At 40.2% G+C, this 19,932-nt stretch carries 18 protein-coding genes and 1 pseudogene; 15 read left to right on the top strand and 4 right to left on the bottom strand.

The genetic code is table 11. The annotated features are described in order from the left end of the window. The first annotated feature begins 35 nt into the window (after nucleotides 1–35). The gene (locus QOL76_RS04120; protein ID WP_283411756.1) at nucleotides 36–902 is read left to right on the top strand and encodes a sugar phosphate isomerase/epimerase family protein; all 867 of its coding nucleotides are present in this window, start codon (nucleotides 36–38) and stop codon (nucleotides 900–902) included. A gap of 1 nt (nucleotide 903) precedes the next feature. Here the strand turns inward: QOL76_RS04120 and QOL76_RS04115 are convergent, their stop codons facing one another. Next, nucleotides 904–1,545 (bottom strand): MCP four helix bundle domain-containing protein, encoded by a 642-nt coding sequence (locus QOL76_RS04115; protein WP_283411755.1) that lies wholly within the window; start codon nucleotides 1,543–1,545, stop codon nucleotides 904–906. A gap of 281 nt (nucleotides 1,546–1,826) precedes the next feature. Here QOL76_RS04115 and QOL76_RS04110 point away from each other — a divergent pair, with 281 nt between their 5' ends. Next, nucleotides 1,827–2,990 carry a homogentisate 1,2-dioxygenase gene (locus tag QOL76_RS04110; RefSeq protein WP_283411754.1) on the top strand — a complete coding sequence of 388 codons (1,164 nt, stop codon included), beginning with the start codon at nucleotides 1,827–1,829 and terminating at the stop codon, nucleotides 2,988–2,990. A 79-nt stretch (nucleotides 2,991–3,069) separates the two neighbouring features. On the opposite strand, the gene pafA is transcribed toward QOL76_RS04110, so the two are convergent. Beyond that, nucleotides 3,070–4,704 carry an alkaline phosphatase PafA gene (gene pafA / locus QOL76_RS04105; protein WP_283411753.1) on the bottom strand — a complete coding sequence of 545 codons (1,635 nt, stop codon included), beginning with the start codon at nucleotides 4,702–4,704 and terminating at the stop codon, nucleotides 3,070–3,072. A gap of 230 nt (nucleotides 4,705–4,934) precedes the next feature. On the opposite strand from pafA, the gene QOL76_RS04100 reads away from it, so the two are divergent. Together QOL76_RS04100 and QOL76_RS04095 are read left to right on the top strand one after the other, a co-directional pair. Further along, complete coding sequence (locus QOL76_RS04100; RefSeq protein WP_283411752.1) at nucleotides 4,935–6,533, top strand: aminopeptidase P family protein; 1,599 nt, start codon at nucleotides 4,935–4,937, stop codon at nucleotides 6,531–6,533. Between the two features lie 110 nt (nucleotides 6,534–6,643). Further along, a pseudogene (locus tag QOL76_RS04095) lies at nucleotides 6,644–7,015 on the top strand (GxxExxY protein). A 44-nt stretch (nucleotides 7,016–7,059) separates the two neighbouring features. Here QOL76_RS04095 and QOL76_RS04090 read toward each other — a convergent pair. After that, complete coding sequence (locus QOL76_RS04090) at nucleotides 7,060–7,668, bottom strand: carboxypeptidase-like regulatory domain-containing protein (RefSeq protein ID WP_283411751.1); 609 nt, start codon at nucleotides 7,666–7,668, stop codon at nucleotides 7,060–7,062. Between the two features lie 151 nt (nucleotides 7,669–7,819). Between QOL76_RS04090 and QOL76_RS04085 the strand changes: the two genes are divergently transcribed. From QOL76_RS04085 to QOL76_RS04070, 4 genes are all read left to right on the top strand, one after another. Next, a complete protein-coding gene (locus QOL76_RS04085) occupies nucleotides 7,820–8,203 on the top strand; it encodes an ArsR/SmtB family transcription factor (protein ID WP_283411750.1) in 384 nt (127 codons plus the stop codon). A 5-nt stretch (nucleotides 8,204–8,208) separates the two neighbouring features. Continuing rightward, nucleotides 8,209–8,904, top strand: a complete 696-nt coding sequence (locus tag QOL76_RS04080; RefSeq protein ID WP_283411749.1) for a YjjG family noncanonical pyrimidine nucleotidase — start codon at nucleotides 8,209–8,211, stop codon at nucleotides 8,902–8,904. An 81-nt stretch (nucleotides 8,905–8,985) separates the two neighbouring features. Beyond that, on the top strand, nucleotides 8,986–10,623 hold the full coding sequence (pruA, locus tag QOL76_RS04075) for an L-glutamate gamma-semialdehyde dehydrogenase (protein ID WP_283411748.1): 1,638 nt from the start codon (nucleotides 8,986–8,988) through the stop codon (nucleotides 10,621–10,623). Between the two features lie 296 nt (nucleotides 10,624–10,919). Next, nucleotides 10,920–12,068, top strand: a complete 1,149-nt coding sequence (locus tag QOL76_RS04070) for a hypothetical protein (RefSeq protein ID WP_283411747.1) — start codon at nucleotides 10,920–10,922, stop codon at nucleotides 12,066–12,068. Between the two features lie 266 nt (nucleotides 12,069–12,334). Here the strand turns inward: QOL76_RS04070 and fabG are convergent, their stop codons facing one another. Next, nucleotides 12,335–13,081, bottom strand: a complete 747-nt coding sequence (gene fabG, locus QOL76_RS04065; RefSeq protein WP_283411746.1) for a 3-oxoacyl-[acyl-carrier-protein] reductase — start codon at nucleotides 13,079–13,081, stop codon at nucleotides 12,335–12,337. Between the two features lie 293 nt (nucleotides 13,082–13,374). Here fabG and lpdA point away from each other — a divergent pair, with 293 nt between their 5' ends. The 7 genes from lpdA to QOL76_RS04030 all read left to right on the top strand — a co-directional run bounded on the left by lpdA (nucleotide 13,375) and on the right by QOL76_RS04030 (nucleotide 19,533). Further along, nucleotides 13,375–14,772, top strand: a complete 1,398-nt coding sequence (gene lpdA, locus QOL76_RS04060; RefSeq protein ID WP_283411745.1) for a dihydrolipoyl dehydrogenase — start codon at nucleotides 13,375–13,377, stop codon at nucleotides 14,770–14,772. 90 nt (nucleotides 14,773–14,862) lie between these two features. After that, entirely contained in the window at nucleotides 14,863–15,396 is a 534-nt protein-coding gene (locus tag QOL76_RS04055; protein WP_283411744.1) for an RNA polymerase sigma factor, read from the top strand. After that, the gene (locus QOL76_RS04050) at nucleotides 15,396–16,220 is read left to right on the top strand and encodes an anti-sigma factor (RefSeq protein WP_283411743.1); all 825 of its coding nucleotides are present in this window, start codon (nucleotides 15,396–15,398) and stop codon (nucleotides 16,218–16,220) included. The genes QOL76_RS04055 and QOL76_RS04050 overlap by 1 nt, the downstream gene beginning before the upstream one ends. A 94-nt stretch (nucleotides 16,221–16,314) precedes the next feature. Continuing rightward, nucleotides 16,315–17,010, top strand: coding sequence for a DUF2490 domain-containing protein (locus QOL76_RS04045; RefSeq protein WP_283411742.1), 696 nt, complete (start codon nucleotides 16,315–16,317; stop codon nucleotides 17,008–17,010). 93 nt (nucleotides 17,011–17,103) lie between these two features. Next, complete coding sequence (locus tag QOL76_RS04040) at nucleotides 17,104–17,562, top strand: DUF2721 domain-containing protein (RefSeq protein ID WP_283411741.1); 459 nt, start codon at nucleotides 17,104–17,106, stop codon at nucleotides 17,560–17,562. Next, a complete protein-coding gene (locus QOL76_RS04035; protein WP_283411740.1) occupies nucleotides 17,552–18,514 on the top strand; it encodes a glycerophosphodiester phosphodiesterase family protein in 963 nt (320 codons plus the stop codon). The genes QOL76_RS04040 and QOL76_RS04035 overlap by 11 nt, the downstream gene beginning before the upstream one ends. After that, complete coding sequence (locus tag QOL76_RS04030) at nucleotides 18,511–19,533, top strand: threonine aldolase family protein (RefSeq protein WP_283411739.1); 1,023 nt, start codon at nucleotides 18,511–18,513, stop codon at nucleotides 19,531–19,533. The genes QOL76_RS04035 and QOL76_RS04030 overlap by 4 nt, the downstream gene beginning before the upstream one ends. The last annotated feature ends 399 nt before the right edge of the window (nucleotides 19,534–19,932 follow it).

Below are 19,932 nucleotides of genomic sequence, written 5' to 3'. Positions count from 1 at the left end.
GGCCTGCTCTTACTTAGGGCAGGCCTTCCTATTTTATGAATAAACAAAGAAGAAAATTACTTCAGATTGGCGGAATGCTTGGTGTTGGAGCAGTATTATTCCCTTATGATATCGCTGCGCGTGCACTGGATAGAGCCAAACTTTCCAAATTTGGACTTCAATTATACTCTGTGAAGGAAGAGATGGCAAATGATGCAGCGGGCACCATGCGCAAGCTTGCTCAGTTTGGATATAAGCAATTTGAAGGTTTTGATGGAGGGAAAGGAATCCTTTGGGGAATGCATCCAGCGGAGTGCAAAAGTTTGTTGAGTGATATAGGTGTTGAGTTTATTTCTTCTCACGCCGATGTCTTTAAAAATCTTGATGCGCAGGCTGAACAAGCTGCGGAAGTTGGTATGAAATACTTGATTTGTCCATATATCGGTGCTCAAAAATCGATAGATGAATGGAAAAATATCGCTGAAAGATTTAATAAGGCCGGCAAAACCTTACAATCCCATGGGCTGAAATTCGCTTATCATAATCACGACTATACCTTCAAGATGCTTGATGGACAATTGCCTCAGGATATTTTGATGGAAAATACGGATCCTGAATTAGTTGATTTTGAATTGGACATGTATTGGTCTCATGTGGCTGGCTACGACCCTTTAGAATACATAGCTAAGTTCCCTGGACGATTTAAACTTTGCCATGTAAAAGATGCAGAGCCGGAGGGAGGAAATGCACATGACCGCGGTGTCCTTCTTGGAACAGGCGAGATACCTTATGCAGATATTATCAGGAAGTCTAAGAAGTATGGAATGGAGTATTTTGTTGTGGAACAAGAAAGATTTGTAGGTACTACACCTCTAAAAGCAGCAGAAGAAAATGCAGTATACCTTAGTAAACTCAAGGTTTAGATCAGGTAAAGGGTACTTTACTTCTAAAAAGCAGTAAATAAACAGCCAGTGCTAATATGATCAACAAAGCCACTTCAAATTGAGCCCATATCTGGGAGCGATTAATAATGATATTGGCTTTGTTGATTAATTTTTCACCTTCTTCCAATTGGATTTTGCTTAGGTTATCTAAGTCCTGCTGGGCTTTACTTATTTTTTGATCGTACAGTTTTACCTGATTTATATTCACTCCAGAAGAGTCAGAATATAATAGACTGTAGTTCTTGATTTGCAGGTCTGTTTCTATAATACTTTTGAAATCAGTTAAGTATTGCTCCTCATTTTTGGTGAGGTTGGTCTGTTCGAAATCTTTTACTATTTCAATAATATTTTTTTCATACGTGGCTATTTCATTTACTACCGATGAGTAATCGTACCCCATATCACAATGGTCTACTAGTTTTTGAATTTTAAATAAGTTCTCGGATATTCTAAAAATATAGCCCTCTACTACTAAGCGGTCATTATATACTTCTGTGAAAGTACTGCTTATACTTTTGAAGGCTTGGCGCTCAGTTAAGTTTTTACCATAGATCAAGAGCATCAAAATTCCAATAATTACAAGGGCAGTAATTTTCCTTTTCTTAAAAGAAGTGTTTTTCATCAATAAATAGATTTATGCTGGGATGTTAATTGTATTCAGTTTAGGGATAACTCCTTGACTTTCCTATTTTTTTCAAACTAATCAAGAAAGTCTTTCAAAACCGGGCCATGATTTTACGTTTTTACCTACCTGTTTTAACTCCAAGGCAATTGAGAATGTTTTTGAACTCATTTTAATTGGGAGACATTAAAGATAGACAGAGAAAAAATCATTTTTAAAATATAGGTAGAGTCCTTTTGATGGAATGATTAAATTTAGGCTAAGAAATAAACCCAATACCAATGGCATACTATCACAGAATGGGAGATATCCCGCCCAAACGACACACACAATTCCGTCAGCCAGATGGCAGTCTCTATAAAGAGGAAGTGGTGAGTTCCAAAGGATTTTCAGGGATTTACTCCACACTTTATCATATTCATAATCCTAACCAAGTTAAGTCTATCGGCAAACCAGAACCTTATTCCTGGAAGCCGGCTACTGAGCACGGGCTAAATCAAACCCACTTAAAGACTTCTGGTGTCGAATTCACGGGTGAAGACTATTTGTCAGCACGAAGAAACCTAATGATGAACTCCGATGTCATGATGGGGATATGTGCGCCACGCCAGCGAAAAATGGATTATTATTTCAAAAATGCTGATGGGGATGAATTAATCTATATCCACGATGGTGAAGGTGTGATGTATTCTCAATTTGGAAAACTTGAAGTGCACAAGGGTGATTATATCGTCATTCCCCGTACAACGATTTACCGGTTTGAATTTGAGGAAGAAGGGCCACTCAGACTACTGGTTATAGAGTCTGTAGGTGCTATTGAGACGGTCAAGCGCTATAGAAATGAAGTAGGACAATTGTTAGAGCACTCACCCTACTGTGAGCGGGATATACGTCCGCCACATGACCTTCATATCGAGGATAAGAAAGGTGAATACCTTGTCCAGATCAAAAAACAAGGAATGCTCCATCAGTATTCTTATGGCCATAGCCCGCTGGATATTGTAGGATGGGATGGGTTCTTGTATCCTTATGCTTTATCAATATATGATTTTGAACCCATAACTGGCAGAATTCATCAGCCACCTCCAGTTCATCAGACTTTCCAGGCTTGGGGATTTGTGATCTGTTCTTTTGTTCCTAGGCTATTCGATTATCATCCTCTTTCCATACCTGCGCCATACAATCATTCCAATATTGATTCGGATGAGGTATTATATTATGCAGAGGGCGAATTTATGAGCAGAAAAGGAATCGATAGGGGTTCATTCACCTTGCACATGGGAGGCTTGCCACATGGTCCGCATCCCGGGACTGTTGAGAAGTCCATCGGTGCAAAAGCTACGGATGAATATGCGGTGATGCTGGATACATTCAAATCACTTCAGATTACAACGGATGCGTTGGAATTTGTGGATGAGAATTATCCGATGAGCTGGACGGAATAGAGGGATTATTACTTGTATTATTAGCAAAAAGCCTCGGTCTTTCAAGATCGAGGCTTTTTACTTGCTAGGATTAGGGAGTTTACTTTTTGTCAGTAATCTCCAAAATTGGTTCTCCAGTCGCACCATTTGGCAATTTGATGTCCAGCATCATAGAAAGTGTAGGAGCGATGTCAGTAATGGTAGCGTACCTAGAGCTTTCTCCGGCTGGTACATTCCATCCATAGAATAGGATTGGGACATTGGTATCGTATGAATACCCTGTGCCATGAGATGTACCTGTGGATCCTCCTGTTAGCCATGCGGGTTCGAGTACAATTAAAATATCGCCTGAAGCCTTGTGATTGTAGCCCATCTGAAGTCGCATCGCTCTACCTTGGGTAAACTCGCGGGTTCGCATGGCTGTCCCAGTATAGACTTCTTTGATTCCATCAGCTTTCAACAGATACTGTGCAATTTCATTTTCAAAATCTTCTAGGTTTATATCCTTTTCCCGAATCAATTCATGGTCAAGGAAGATTTGTCCATTTGAATAGTTTTTAATCCATTTTCCAACACCGTACTTAGCTAAAATGAAGTTTTGAAGCCCATTCATGACAGTACCAGTAGGTAAATTGCCTGCAGGCACTTTCTCGCTGATCATATGTGTTGCCACTTCGGCTACGGCATGATCGGCAGATAAGAAAACGATATACTGGTCTTTTCCATAGGTTTCGTCCAAGTAATTCAGTAGCCTTTCTATTTCCTGATCCAAACGAAGGTAAGTATCCTCGATTTCTTTGGATTGAGGACCAAACCTATGGCCAACATAATCAGTAGACGAGAAGCTAAGTGCTAAGAAATCTGTATCCTCTCCCATGCCCATCTTTTCTCCTTCCAGAGCAGCCAAGGCAAAGTCCAAAGTAAGGGTATTGCCAAAAGGCGTAGAAGAAATCAATCCAAATTGGCCATTGGTTTCTCTTAGTTTATTCAAGTCATAAGGGAAGGTAGGCGTATCTTTTCCGCTGAATTTTCCTTCAAAAGGATTGTCATCCACCATACTTTGAGTATAGGTTTTGATGGGATAGAGGGTATTCCATGTCTGGGAAAGGTACTGATCGACCAATTTTCTTTCATTGAATTTATCTACCCATTTAGGGAGCTGATCATAATAGTAGGAAGAGGTCATGAACTCGCCTGTGCTGGAATCAAACCAGTAGGCATCTCCCATGTGACCGGCAGGAAGGCTGGCTCCGCGATCTTTGATTGCTACTCCTACCACTTTGGATCGTTTCTGGGTAGCGATTCTAAGCTCATCTGTGATAGTGGTGGTGAGCATGTTTCGTGGGCTGATGTAGCCATTGCTTTCAGATCCACCTACATTAGTTACGGTAGTATCTCCGGCGCAATAGATCATTTTATCGATACTTTTTGCGTACCAGTCATTGCTGATTATTCCATGCGTGGCCGGAGTAGTGCCAGTATAGACGGAAGCATGACCAGGTCCGGTATAAGTCGGGATGTAGTTGAAATGGCCGTTTTTCATCATAAAACCATCTTTCATCATCCGCTTAAAACCACCGTCGGAATACCTGTCTGCAAAGCGATATAGGTAATCCTGGCGCATTTGATCTACTATGATACCAACAACTAGTTTGGGCTTTTTGGCAGCTTCCTGTGCTTTCAGAGGATTAGAAGCCAAAACGAATAGCAAAAATACAATCCCTATTTTTTTCATCTATTTATTCAATTGGGGTTTTACGGTCAGAAAAGCTGCTCTAAGCTTAACTTGAGTGCATCTCGCCTGATCGATAATAATTTCTAAAGTGTACCGATTTCGTGATTTACGATTATATGATTTAAATTTTTTAATAGCCAAAGATAAGGATATGCTGCAATCTGTGGATTAAGACTTTGTTAAATGGTCAAAAGCGCAGACATTAGAATTCTTAATTCAACATGATCCCTATGAAAAAGATACTTTGGACTCTATTTTTAATTGCGTATTCATTCACGGCATTCTCTCAATCTTATTTTGATGATGGGCTCAGCTCAGAATGGCATAGCCAAAGAAGAGAAGAATTAAGAAAATTAATGCCTGCTAGTTCTGTGGCAGTTTTTTTTAATAATCCTGTTAAAAATAGAACCAATGATGTGGATTTTATTTATCATCCTAACACCGATTTCTTCTACCTGACAGGATTTCGTGAGCCTAATGCGGTGCTAGTCGTCTTTAGTGAAAAGCGCGAAGTTAATGGCAAATTAGTAGATGAATTGATTTTTGTTCAGAATAGAGATCCACGTGCAGAAATGTGGAATGGAAAGCGGATGGGGATTGAAGGAATGAAGAATGAGTTAGGCTTTGAAGAAGCTCTTCTTAACACTGATTTTGGGACAAAGTCAGGGATTAATCTTCAGGATTTTGACAAAATATTGACTTTTAGCCTTTCTGAAGAAATTGAAGAAAGTAGCGCAAATCAACCTCTCAATCAAATGATTGATGAATTCAAAACCGCTACCGCTTATCCTGATAAACTAAATGAGATAAGTGCACAGGTCTATAAAATGATAAAAACTTCAGATTTGGAGACTTCTGATCGTGTCATTCAAATGCTAAAAAGATATGAGCGACAATATCCCGAAATGATGCAAGATCCATTGATCAATTCATTTATGAATGCAGAATCACCTGAAAAGAGAATGCTCGTAAAAGATGAAATGCCTGATCAAAAGCTGGATATTACGTCACTTGCAAGTATGATGAGTGTACTTAGAGAAGTGAAAACTCCCGAAGAAATTGCCCTACTTAAAAAAGCGGTAATGATTTCTGCGGTTGGACAAATCGAGGTGATGAAAGCGGCGAAGGTAGGAATGACAGAACGGGAAATTCAGGGTGTTCATGAATTTATTTATAAGCGATATGGTGCTGAAGAGCTTGGCTATCCATCCATAGTAGGTGGAGGGAATAATGGCTGTATTCTGCATTATATTGAGAATGATAAACGGGATTTGAATGACAGGTTACTTCTGATGGATTTGGGCGCAGAGTGGAGAGGGTATACTGCAGACGTGACCCGCACCATACCGATAAATGGTAAATTCAATGCTGAAGAAAAGGCTATTTATGAATTAGTTTACCTAGCTCAAGAAGCAGGAATAGCAATATCTAAGCCTGGGGTTACTTTTCAGGAAATTGATGCGGCAGGCCGCCAGATAATCAATGATGGACTTGCCAACTTGGGAATTATTAAAAAAGGGGAAAGCCATATGTATTTTCCTCACGGGACTAGCCACCATATTGGCCTAGATGTGCATGATCGCGGTACCCGTGATCCGCTCAAAGAAGGTAATGTCTTTACTATTGAGCCAGGAATTTATATACCAGAGGGATCAGATTGTGATCCAAAATGGTGGGGAATTGGAGTGCGGATTGAAGATGATATCTTGATTACCAAAGACGGAGCTGTAAATCTTTCCGAAGCCGCCCCAAGAACCATCGCCGCTATCGAAGAGATGATGCGGCTACCAAGTGTATTGGAGGAGTGGGTGCTGCCGGAGATTGATTAATTACCTCAGGCAAAAGGAGCTAGGAGGTGCATTTGAATAAATCCCGCAAAGGCGCAAAGGTGCAATTTTTTTAGAAAGATTTAATTTTGACTGAAATGCATTAAAATGAGATTTCTAAGATAATTGTTGATATAGCCTTTATGATTTATAAAAGGCTTGGTCCTGGCTTGCTAGAGTCAGTATATCAAGCAGTATTTGTGTATGAACTTAGAGCCAGAGGATTGGTAGTGAAGACTGAGGTTGTGATTCCCGTGATTTGGAATGAGATGAAATTGGATTAAGGATTTCGCGCTGATATTATCATTGATAATAAGGTGATTATAGAATTGAAATCGGTGGAAAAACTCCTTCCCGTTCATCCAAAACAACTTAGAACATACCTAAGATTGACAGGATTAAGGCTTGGAATGCTAATAAATTTCAATGAAGATAAACTCACAGAAGGAATTAAAAGAGTGGTAAACGGTCTTACCGACAATTGAATTTGCGCCCTAGCGCCTTTGCGGGAGATATTAGTGGAAATTCATCAATCCTTCTTCTTCAAATCACCCCGCTTGATAGATCGAATAAACTGCCCCCAGGCGAATGGGTCGAGGAGTCTGAGTGTTCTAGGACCGTAGAGATCTTGATTTTGAATGGCTTGCCCTTCCTGAAAGTATCGGAAATTTTCATTACCTGAGGCTGGCATAGATTCCGCCCAGCGAAGGAGCATTTCAGGGCTCATATTCGCTCTGGAAATTGACATTGGATCCACCACATTCAGCGCAATAACGGCTTGTTTAAATTCTTCCTCAGTCGGATAAGGCATTACTTCAATTTCAGCTAACGCAATTTCGTCTACCTCCATGGTAAGGATCAAACTGATTCGGTCACTTTCTACTTTATTAGGTACTTTGAATGTTTGTTTTTTCAAACCTATAAAACTAAATATAACAGAATCTCCTTCTAAAACAGGCATTGAAAAGTAGCCGAAACGGCCGGAACTAGTACCTCTGCCTTTTGTTGGTACGTAAATATTTACCCCGGCAACAGCATCTGTGCTATCGGAATTAAGGATAATACCCGAAAGTTGGATTACTTTTTTTTCTTGTACATCTTGAGCTTTTACATCAAGCGAGGAAAAAAATATTCCCATAAGGAAAACTAAAGTGGCGCTAAGGAGTAATGAGTTCTTCACGAATTATAAACTTAATAGAACGGCAAATGGTTATCTTTTCGGATACGATATTACCCTAATTTCGGGTGAAATTTCTTTTTCCCCTCATAAACTCCGTTAAATCTTACTAATGCGGCTAAAAAATATCAGTTTAAACTACGGGCTTAGAATCTTCAAAGCGCTTTCAGAAGAGCCAAGAGTGAGGATTTTCCACCTATTGATGTTAAATAAGGAGCTTTCCATTTCAGATTTCGAATTAATCCTTGATTTTACTCAGACTAAGACCAGCAGGCATCTTATTTACCTGAAAAATGCTGGGCTACTAGGAAGTAGGAGAGTAGATCAATGGGTGTTTTATTACATCCTTGAAGAATATCTTGAAATCATAAATCAGGTTTTTAAGTTTATTCAAAAAGACCCAAGTCTCATCAAGGACCAAGAAACTTTCGAAATTTTGAAATCCAACCGTGAGCTTGCAATAAATAAAATTCAGAATAACCAATACCGTCGTTAATTACCTTGAAAACTTACCAGCATTTGTTCTTCGATCTAGATCACACGTTATGGGATTACGATCGAAATGTTCAAGAATCCCTCACTGAGCTATTTCTTCATTATAAGTTAGAAGAACTTGGACTATCATCCGCTCAGCATTTAATAGATTCATTCTATGCAGTGAATTTCAAGCTTTGGGAAGCTTACGATAAGGGCGAACTCCATAAGGATGAATTGCGGGCAAGTAGATTTCCCAAAATATTTGAACAAGCGGGTGTGATCGATGCAGTAATCCCAAATGAATTTGAAGGTGATTTTATGCACAGAACTTCGAGCAAACCCCACTTATTTCCACATACTATTGAGATCCTAGATTACCTCAAGCCAAACTACAAACTCTATGTGATTACAAATGGTTTTGATGAGAGTCAGGCAAAGAAAATGAAGTCCTCTGGCTTAAATGATTATTTCGAATTGGTAGTCACTTCAGAAACCACCGGACATAAAAAACCAGATCCGAGGATATTTCACTATGCGTTGGAGCAGGCAGGAGCAAGAAAGGAAAACAGCTTGATGATAGGAGATAATCCTGTGTCTGACATTAGAGGAGCTTATGGGGCAGGAATAGATCAGGTCTTTTTCAACCCACTTGGAAAGTCCATTGATCTGATGCCTACCTATACTATTTCACATTTGAGAGAACTAGAAGACATACTTTAGGGTTCTTTTACTTCAAATCAACCCGCCAATTAAACCTTCTGGTTATCTTTGGCGAATCAGAAAATCATAACCCCAGATATTATGCTCAAAGGTTTTTTTAATGTACCAACTCCGGTGAACGAACCGGTAAAAGCATACGCTCCCGGAAGCCCCGGGAGAAAAGAGTTACAAGCTGCACTCAAAGAAGCTAGATCTCAGCAAGTTGATGTGCCAATGTATATTGGTTCCGATGAGGTCAGAACAGGTAATACGCACACCATGTCTCCTCCACATGATCACCAGCATGTGTTGGGTCATTTTCATGAAGGAGATGCATCTCATGTAGAGCAGGCGATCGATGCTGCCCTTGGTGCTAAAGAAGCTTGGGAAAACTTAGCTTGGGAACAAAGAGCTGCGATTTTCTTGAAAGCAGCTGATCTTTTGGCTGGGCCATACAGAGCTAAAATCAATGCTGCTACCATGCTTGGGCAATCTAAAAATGCGATGCAAGCAGAGATCGATGCGGCATGTGAGTTTATCGACTTCTTGCGTTTCAACGTGCAGTATATGACTGAAATCTACTCCCAACAGCCGCCGGTTTCTGGAAATGGGGTTTGGAATAGATTAGAGCAGCGTCCACTCGAAGGTTTTATTTTTGCTTTGACTCCATTCAACTTTACGGCAATCGCTGGTAATCTTCCGACTTCTGCTGCGATGATGGGTAACACCATCGTATGGAAGCCAGCTTACACGCAGATATATTCTGCTAATGTGTTGATGCAAGTGTTCAAAGAAGCAGGTGTTCCTGCTGGTGTGATCAACTTGATCTACGTAGATGGACCAGTTGCGGGAGATGTTATTTTCAAGCATCCTGATTTTGCAGGAATCCACTTCACAGGTTCCACTGGCGTATTCCAGCATATCTGGAAAACAATAGGTACTAATATCCATCAGTATAAAGCTTACCCTAGAATCGTAGGTGAGACAGGTGGAAAAGACTTCGTGATTGCTCACAAATCAGCTATTCCAAAAGCTGTTGCTGTAGGACTTTCCCGTGGCGCTTTTGAGTTCCAAGGTCAAAAATGCTCAGCTGCTTCCCGTGCCTATATTCCTTCCAATATTTGGGATGAGGTGAAAGAAAACTTGCTGGCAGATCTTGCTGATATGAAAATGGGCGGAACGGAAGATTTCACCAACTTTATCAATGCAGTGATCGACGAGAAATCTTTTGATAAAATCGCCAAGTATATAGACAATGCGAAGGCCAATCCTGCGGTAGAAATCATCGCTGGGGGAAACTACGATAAGTCGAAGGGTTACTTCATTGAGCCAACTGTCATCGTAACCCAAGATCCTATGTACACGTCCATGTGTGAAGAAATCTTCGGTCCGGTATTGACGATCTATGTGTATGATTCCGAAAGATTCGAAGAAGCATTGGAATTAGTCGATCAGACTTCTCCGTATGCTTTGACCGGAGCTATATTCTCTCAGGATCGTTATGCAGTGGAATTGGCCACTACAAAACTTAGAAATGCAGCGGGTAACTTCTACATCAATGATAAGCCAACAGGAGCGGTTGTAGGTCAGCAGCCATTCGGTGGAGCTAGAGCCTCCGGTACAAATGACAAAGCTGGTTCTATGATCAACTTGCTTCGTTGGGTTTCTCCACGTACGATTAAAGAGACATTTGTTTCTCCGGAGGATTACAAGTATCCTTTCTTGGGAAGCGACAAGTAATTGACCTTTGAGGTGTTGTCCCGAATGTCGCTAGACTTCGGGATCACCTCGAAGGTCTTTATTTGAGGTTTTAGATTGTTTTTGAAATTGAAACCTTCGAGGTCAAAAATAGACCTCAAAGGTTAATAGGAGCCCCGGATTTAGATTCGGGGCTTTTTTTTACCTCAGAGTTCACAAAGAGTTTCGCAGAGGGTGCAGTTTCGTTTAAGATCTTAATGTTAGGATTAAATTTTTACTCCTTAGCCCCTTTGAGGGAGATTTTATTTATTTTTAGTTATCCTTCTAAAATTTCGTAAATGAAACATCTATTCTCTCTTCTACTGGTCTTTACATTTTTTGCTTGTTCCAAAGAAAAAGAGCCGATCCAAGGTAAGCTTGAAGATTTTGTCTTGGGAGAAATGAGTTTTGAACGGGACTCAGAGACTGGATTTATGGGGTTTCTTGGAGTGGTGGATTATTACTCAAATGAGGCTGTTTATACAGAATCGAATGGGCATTTTAAGTATTATAACTCTAGATCGGGAAGAAAAATTGGTTCTTTTGAGATTCCCGCAGAAGGGCCAATGTCACTAAAAGGAAGAGTCCATATTTCGAAAACTTTTGATGAAAACAACCTAGTCGCAACCAATACCTTGGGGTATACCAATATCTATAAAGCAGATACTGTGTTTAGCAGTTTTCAATTGGATATGAAGGATTTTGAATCCAATACTTTTTTTTCATTTCCCCTAAGTGGCAATGCCTTACATCAGGTAAATTCTGATCAATTTGAAATTACCTACAATCCTTTTGATTTTATGGCACAGCGGATGGGTAAAGTTGGGTTTGACTTAGATTTTTCAGCTTGGATAGTCAAGTTTGATGAGCAAGGAAACTGGCTTTGCAAAACTGATTTTAAAGCTCCCTATGATGAGTCTTATGCCAATTCCTCCCAAGCGTCTGCGATGGTCAGAATGGTTGAAAATGGAAAATCATGGGGTATGTTTTCTTATTCAGATTCTCTTTACCAGATCAAGGACTGCGAGATAGTAAAAAGAATGAAACTGCAGTCATTAAGCCCTCTTTCGTATTTCCCAGATAAATATGAGGGAGATAAGAATAAAGGGTCATGGAAAAGACCTGAAAATGGTGCAATAAATTATCATTTGGTTCATGATCAAGCAACAGATATGAACGTCAGATTGACTTTAATAAAGGAAAGAAGGCCTGATCCTGATATCAGAGATCCACACAAAAGAATGTATTCGGACGAAAGGACATATCTACTTTTGATTTATGATGCTGAATGGAAACTGAGAGCAGAGCTCGAAGTAGTTTACCCTCCAGGAACCCGTTTTGAGAATATTTTTTCAACATCCGAAGGTCTATTTATCAATAAACCCGAGCAGGAATCTGAAGATGAATACGAGTTTTATAAGATTGATTTAAGTCGGTTTGCGGATTGAATAAATAGAGGATAACTAGAATCCCACCGCTTTGCGTCACTTCGTTCACTTCGCGGTTAAAACAAAAAAAGCGGCTGAATCTTTCCAGCCGTTCGTCTGACCTTTGAGGTTTCTCAAACCTCGAAGGTCTTATGTAAATAAAAAACTTCGAGGAGATTTCTCAGTTATCCTTCCTTCGAAATGACACCTCAAAGGTTGCTATAAAAAAACGGCTGAATCTCTCCAGCCGTTTAATCTCAAATTTCAAATAATAAATTTCAAATTGATTAAGTATACATCGCGCCATTCACATGAAGCACCTGTCCTGAGATATAGCTACTCATTTCAGACCCTAAGAATACACAAGCGTCAGCCACTTCTTCAGGTCGGCCACCCCGCTTCATAGGAATTCCGTCTCTCCAGCCTTGGACAGTTTTCTCGTCCAAAACTTCAGTCATTTCAGTTTCAATAAATCCCGGCGCAATTGCATTGCAACGGATATTTCTTGAGCCTAACTCAAGAGCGATTGATTTGGTAAAGCCGATGATACCAGCTTTCGAAGCCGCATAGTTGGCTTGACCAGCATTTCCTTTTGCGCCTACTACGGAAGTGATATTGATAATAGAGCCTGACTTAGCTTTCATCATCGTTCTATTTGCTGCTTTTACAGTGTTGAAGCAGGATTTCAAATTGATGCCAATTACTTCGTCCCAAGCTTCCTCAGTCATTCTCATCAATAGGTTGTCGCGGGTGATACCGGCATTATTGATCAGGACGTCCAATCCGCCAAATTCTGCAACCACATCATTCACTAATTCTTCTGCAGCTTTGAAATCCGAAGCATCTGACCTATACCCCTTGGCTTTGATGCCATATGCTGCCAATTCTCTTTCGAGTGTTTGGCCTTTTTCCACACTTGACAAAAAAGTAAAAGCGACATTTGCGCCTTCTTGTGCATATCTGAGGGCGATTGCTCTTCCGATGCCTTTAGATGCGCCGGTGATCAATGCCGTTTTTCCTGAAAGTAATCCCATGGAGTTTAAAATTTTGTTTGGCCAAAATTAGAAAAAAAGCTAAAACTTTTAGGTGGGGTGTTTGAATCTATCGAATAAATGAGAATTGCTGAGTGAATTTTCTGAGTATTCTCTGCGGATAGGATGAAAAACATGTTAAATGTGTTTAATGTAAAATTATATTCTTTATAGAGCTCTGTAAGCTGTTCAGAATTGGCGTTTGAAGTATAATCGCGATTGAAATGGAATTTTTTTCTGAAGCTAAAAGGCCTATTTTTGCCTAGTTTCAACTCGTATAAAAACTCAAAATAGATATGTCTTCGACAAAATTTGACGTGATCGTGGTGGGTAGTGGACCAGGTGGCTATGTGGCTGCTATCCGCGCTTCCCAACTCGGTTTAAAAACTGCCGTAGTAGAAGCTGCGGAATTGGGTGGTATTTGTCTTAACTGGGGTTGTATTCCCACCAAAGCTTTATTGAAAAGTGCTCAGGTATTCGAGTACATCAATCATGCAGCGGATTATGGCATTACTGTAAAAGACGCCAGCGCTGATTTTACCGGCATCGTCAAAAGAAGCCGTGGCGTAGCTGACGGTATGAGTAAGGGAGTTACCTTCCTAATGAAGAAAAATAAGATCGAAGTGATCAAAGGATGGGGTAAAATCCAGCCGGGTAAAAAGGTAGAGGTGACCGATAGCGAAGACAAGAAAACTGTCTATGCTGCTGATAATATCATCATCGCTACCGGAGCTAGATCCAGAGAATTGCCAGCGATGAAAATCGATAAGAAAAAGATTCTCGGTTACCGTGATGCGATGGTGTTGGACAAGATGCCAAAGAAAATGGTAGTTGTTGGTTCTGGAGCGATAGGAATTGAGTTTGCCTATTTCTATGCTACTATGGGTGCAGAAGTGACCATAGTAGAATTTTTGGATAGAATCGTACCTGTGGAGGACGCTGAAGTTTCTAAGACTTTGGAGAAACTTTACAAAAAAGCTGGTATGACCATCATGACTTCATCAGAAGTGACTGCGGTGGATACCAAGGGGGCAGGCTGTAAAGTGACCGTCAAAACAGCTAAAGGTGAAGAAACACTTGAATGTGATGTTGTGCTATCTGCTGCTGGAGTTGTTTCAAACTTGGAGAATATTGGTTTGGAAGATGTTGGAATCTTGGTAGACAAAGGCAAAATCAAAGTTGACGAGTACTATAAGACAAACATGCCTGGCTATTATGCTATCGGTGATGTGATTCCTGGTCCTGCATTGGCGCACGTAGCATCTGCTGAAGGAATTATCTGTGTAGAGAAAATCGCAGGTCAGAACCCTGATCCTTTAGATTATGGAAATATCCCAGGCTGTACTTATTGCTCTCCTGAGATCGCATCTGTAGGTATGACCGAAGCAAAAGCTAAGGAAGCAGGCTATGAGTTGAGAATCGGTAAATTCCCATTCTCTGCTTCAGGAAAAGCATCTGCTGCTGGCGCAAAAGATGGTTTTGTAAAGCTAGTATTCGATAAGAAATACGGAGAACTGCTAGGAGCACATATGGTAGGATACAATGTGACTGAGATGATCGCAGAGATTGTTGCTATCCGCAAACTGGAAACCACTGGTCACGAATTGATCAAAACAGTGCATCCACACCCAACCATGTCAGAAGCGATTATGGAGGCTGCGGCCGCTGCTTATGATGAGGTAATCCACCTTTGATATAAATAATTTGAAAATAAAAGACACAAGACCTAAAACAATTGGTCTTGTGTTTTACTTTTAGGGAAGAATTTTTCAAACCATAGATTTTTGCAGGAAGAACAAATCATCGCCGGGCTAAGGGCAAAAGACAGAAAGACCACTGAGTATTTGTACGACAAATATTCCAGAGCTCTCTATGCGGTGATCTCCAGAATAGTCTTTGACAAGGACATCGCAGAGGAAGTTTTTCATGATGCTTTTGTTAAAATCACTAAAAAAATAGATCGTTACGATGAGTCAAAAGGCCGTTTATATACATGGATGGCCAATATTTGCCGTAATTCAGCCATTGATAAACTACGCTCCAAAGAAATTTCACAATCCGGTAAGACCAACACAATAGACGACTTCGTATATGGAATGGAGAGCCAATCAGGAACCCAAGAACAAATAGACGGAATCGGAGTGAAAGAACTAATGATCGAACTTAACGATGATCAGAAGTTCATTGTCGAGTATATTTACTTCAAAGGATATACACATTCTGAGGTATCGGAGGAATTCGATATACCTCTAGGCACCGTCAAGTCCAGGGTGAGAGCGGCCATACAAGTGTTGAAAAAAAATGTAGCAAGAATCTAGTGGATATTCAATCATACATATCGTCAGGTAAACTGGAGCTTTTCCTTTTAGGAGAGTTGACGGAGCGAGAGCGTGAGGAGGTGTTGAGCCTGGCAAAGACGCACCCTGAGATTCAGCGTGAGCTGGATGAATTGGAGGAGACAATGTTCGCCTTTGACGACATGACTGGCGCAGTCCCATCTCAGAAAGTGAAGGATAAAATTTTCTCTACACTTGAGAAGGATTTTATTTTAAAGGAAGAATCTAAGTCTAGCTCATCTTCATCGCAAACTAAAGTTATTCCGATCAGTAGCCCTTGGAAACCATTTGCTATTGCTGCTTCTATTGCCGCAATTGTGGCCTCGGGTGCAGCATTCTATTATGCAGATAAGTATCAGGAGAGAAACGATCAATTTACTGCCTTGCTTCAGGATCAGAGCGTAATGGCTGATAATCTGAATCAGGTAAATCAGCAATATAAAGAGGCAGACAGCCGACTTGATAAATTTGTAGCTGGAGATTTCAAGCGAATTGAAATGAAAGGTGAGGGATTTGATATGCAGAAAGATGCCAGAGTCGATGTGCTTTGGGATCAAAATGCACAAGAAGTATTTATCGCAGTAAATAACCTGAATGAACTCAGTGAGGAGTTTGACTACCAGCTATGGGCTATTGGAGATGATGGGCCAGTAGGAATTGGTTTGGTTAACACAGGTGAAAAACTGACTTTGCAACAAATGGAGGCGGTAGCACAGGCTGGAGCATTTGCTATTACCATAGAACCTAAAGGTGGATCAAAAGCTCCTACTTTGGAGAAATTGGTTGTGCTGGGAGAAGTGGCCTAAGAATTTGAAATTTAAAATGTGATTTAATTTATAATTGCCTGTTCTGAAAAGAGCAGGCTTTTTTATTTTGTGAAAATCCAACCAGTTTTACCTTATGAAAAAGTTAGTATTCAGTCTCTTTCTTTCTGCGTTGTCCGTGGCTTCCTTTGCTCAATCTGGTCCAGATGAAGATCAACTGGGTGCGTGGTACATGTATTTTTATAATAAATCTTTTAAAAATTCTCAATTCGGTATTCAGGGAGATATGCAGCTTAGACTTTGGAGTCCAGTAAGTGATTTGGAACAGTTGCTTCTTAGGTCTGGCCTTACTTACACACCAAAAAACGCTGATATTTTATTCACCTTAGGTTATGCCAATATTACGACTGGGGCATTTGGTGAGTCTGACGTCACTGTAATGGAAAATAGAGTTTATCAAGAAGCTCTTTTCCCCAGCAAAGTAGGTAGCAGATTTCTGTTCACTCATCGAATTAGGTATGAGCAAAGATGGGTGGAGTCGCAGGATCTTCGGACCAGATATCGCTACAATCTTTTTCTCAATATTCCATTAAATGGTTTTGCTTTGGAAAAAGGAATTGTCTATCTGGCTCTGTACAATGAGATTTTCATTAATGGTCAACGTGATATTGGTGGAGGAAGAACGGTTGAGCTATTTGATAGAAATCGATTATACCTTGGTGGGGGATATGGCTTGTTATCTAATCTTAGAGTGCAATCTGGCTGGATGTTGCAGACCACTGATGCCTGGAGCAAAGGGCAATTACAAGTTAGTTTACACCATAAGTTTTAGTAGCAAATAATTTTCTGGTTTGTCGACTCAGAAAGGCGTAGGTTTTTTCATTTTCGGGAAATAGAAGCATCTTTAATCTATTAACTTTCGCCTATGGAACTCCAACTCTCAACGCCTGCCTTACTTTTTTCGGCAATCACACTCTTAATGCTAGCTTACACAAATAGGTTTCTGGCTATAGCTAGCTTGATCAGAGGATTACATAAAAACTATATGGAGGCCTCTAATCAGGAAATAATAGTAGAGCAGATTCATAATTTGCGTCGACGACTTACCCTCATCAAAAACATGCAACTCTTCGGGGTTTTCAGCTTTTTATCATGCATCATTTGCATGTATTTACTATTTCGAGGTTATACCATGGTAGCGAATTGGGTGTTCGTAGGAAGCATGTTGTCACTACTGATTTCACTTGGATTGTCATTGATTGAGATCCAAATATCTACCAAAGCTTTAAATCTGGAATTGGCAGACATGGAAGAAATTTTCAGAAAGAGGAGCTCTGGTCTAGACTTTATATTCAAAAAAGATTCGAAAAAAGATGAAGAATAAGTTTTTATGGATTCCGCTCCTGCTAGTATTTTTTGGTTCATGCAGCCAAAAGCCAGCAGACCAAAAGGAATTAGTTGCTGCAGAATCTAAAGTAGAGGAAGTATCTAATAATTACATTCAATTAGGTAGTATAGAGGAAGCTCGGGACTTTTATACCTGGACTTCGGATCGCATTCCTATGGTTTCCGCACATCGAGGCGGACCATATTCTGGGTTTCCTGAAAATGCAATTGAGACTTTTGCCAATGTGGTGAAATACACTCCTACCATTATCGAGTTGGACGTGGCCATGACCAAAGATGGTATTTTGGTTCTTATGCATGACGATAAATTGGACAGAACTACGACTGGTAAAGGGTTAGTGAGTAATGCCACCTATGAAGAGATTCAAGCCCTTTTTCTGAAAGATGAAGATGGGAATGTTACCGATTTCAAGGTGCCAACCTTTGAAGAAGCTTTGATTTGGTCTAAGGGGAAAGCACTTTTAACAGTCGATATCAAACAGTCTGTTCCGTATGAAAGGATAGTTGAGGTAGTTCGGAATACTGGTTCTGAAGCTCATGCGGCTTTGATCACCTATTCATTTGCAGCAGCCAAAAAGCTTCATTTCATGGCTCCTGAATTGATGCTGTCGGTGACTATTCGAAACGAAGAGGAAATCCAACGATTTGAAGAAACAGGGATTCCTTGGACTAGAGTTATTGCTTTTACAGGAGTAGCAGAGCGTCCACAAGAATTTAATAAAGCCTTACATGAAAAAGGAGTGTTTACTATTTTGGGCGTTTTGGGTAACCTAGATGGTAGAGCCATTGCTCGCGGAGATCAGTTGTATGCGAGTTTTGTGCAGAAAGGTGCGGATATTCTGGCGACTGATCGTCCCATAGAAGCTGCAGCTGCCATCAAGACTTTGGCTCCATCAAAAAGTTCTAAATCCAAGTATTTCAAAAAATGATAATTGACTTAAGAAGCGATACGGTGACAAAACCTACAGCAGGAATGAAGGAAGCGATGTTTTCTGCGCCTGTTGGAGACGATGTTTTTGGGGAAGACCCGACTGTGAATGCATTAGAAGAGAAAGCTGCCAAGCTATTTGGGATGCAGGCTGCTCTTTACTGTCCTTCAGGGACGATGACCAATCAGATCGCAATCCGATTGCATACCCGAATTCAGACTGAAGTGATTTGCCATAAATATTCTCATGTTTACCTCTATGAAGGTGGCGGGATTATGGCAAATTCCCTTGCTTCCGTAAAATTGTTAGATGGCAATCTGGGGAAAATCACCGCTGATCAGATCAAAGCATCAATTAATCCTGACGATGTACATGCGCCTGAGACCACCTTGGTTTCTCTGGAAAATACAATGAATAAGGGTGGGGGGAGTATTTATACACTAGATGAAGTCAAGCCAATCCGTAAAGTATGCGATGATCATGGGCTGAAACTGCACTTGGATGGAGCTCGTTTATTTAATGCACTTGTAGAAACTGAAGAAAGTCCAGCAGACTGGGGGGCTCAGTTTGATACGATTTCTATTTGCTTGAGCAAAGGGCTAGGCTGCCCAGTAGGCTCATTGCTCCTTGGTTCATCAGCTGATATCAAGCGAGCGAGAAAAGTCAGAAAGTCTTGGGGCGGTGGAATGCGTCAGGCTGGATTCTTGGCGGCTGCTGGAATTTATGCTTTGGATATTCATGTGAATAGGTTGAAAGAAGATCATGCTCGAGCAAGAACTCTCGGGGTCATGTTGTCAAAATTGCCTTTCGTTTCGGAGGTTTTTCCTGTTGCTACGAATATTGTGATTGCCCGATTGGATAGAATTTCACCGGAAGAGTTCTTAAAGAATCTTGCGGCCAGGGAAATCAAAGCTGTAAAATTTGGTCCGGACTTAGTTCGATTTGTTACTCATTTGGATTTTGGAGATGATGGATTGGAGGATTTTGGAGAAAAGATTAATGTGTTTCACAATTACTAGGGCGTACACACAGTCAAATGGACTGTTAGTATATTTCAAGTTTTTGGAGGTATAATTCTATTCTTTTGGTTTTAGGCAAATTCAGTAAATAATTTTTTGTCTCCTAAAAATCTAACGTTCCAAAATATACTCCAATTAGAATGAAAGTTGATTTCAGATAAAATTAAATTATTGTTAAGATTCTGATAGTAAGCTATTTGGTGTGTTTAATAAGCTATTTTTTAAAGTTTTTTCGTAGGTGATATTATCTTTATCCGTAGTTTAAATAGGCAATCACATCTTAATTTTTCACTATATTTAACTTTAATTACCCGAGATAACTAAGCTAGTATTTATACCGATGTTCAAATTCCTTTAATTCTTTAGGGATTTTTAATATGCTTTTTTTGTAAAACAATT

Origin of the sequence: Algoriphagus winogradskyi (assembly GCF_900182815.1) — a bacterium.
In the GTDB taxonomy this organism is placed as follows: Bacteria; Bacteroidota; Bacteroidia; order Cytophagales; family Cyclobacteriaceae; genus Algoriphagus; species Algoriphagus winogradskyi.
Note: the sequence above shows the minus strand (reverse complement) of the source record. Positions and strands in the feature narration are given on the sequence as shown.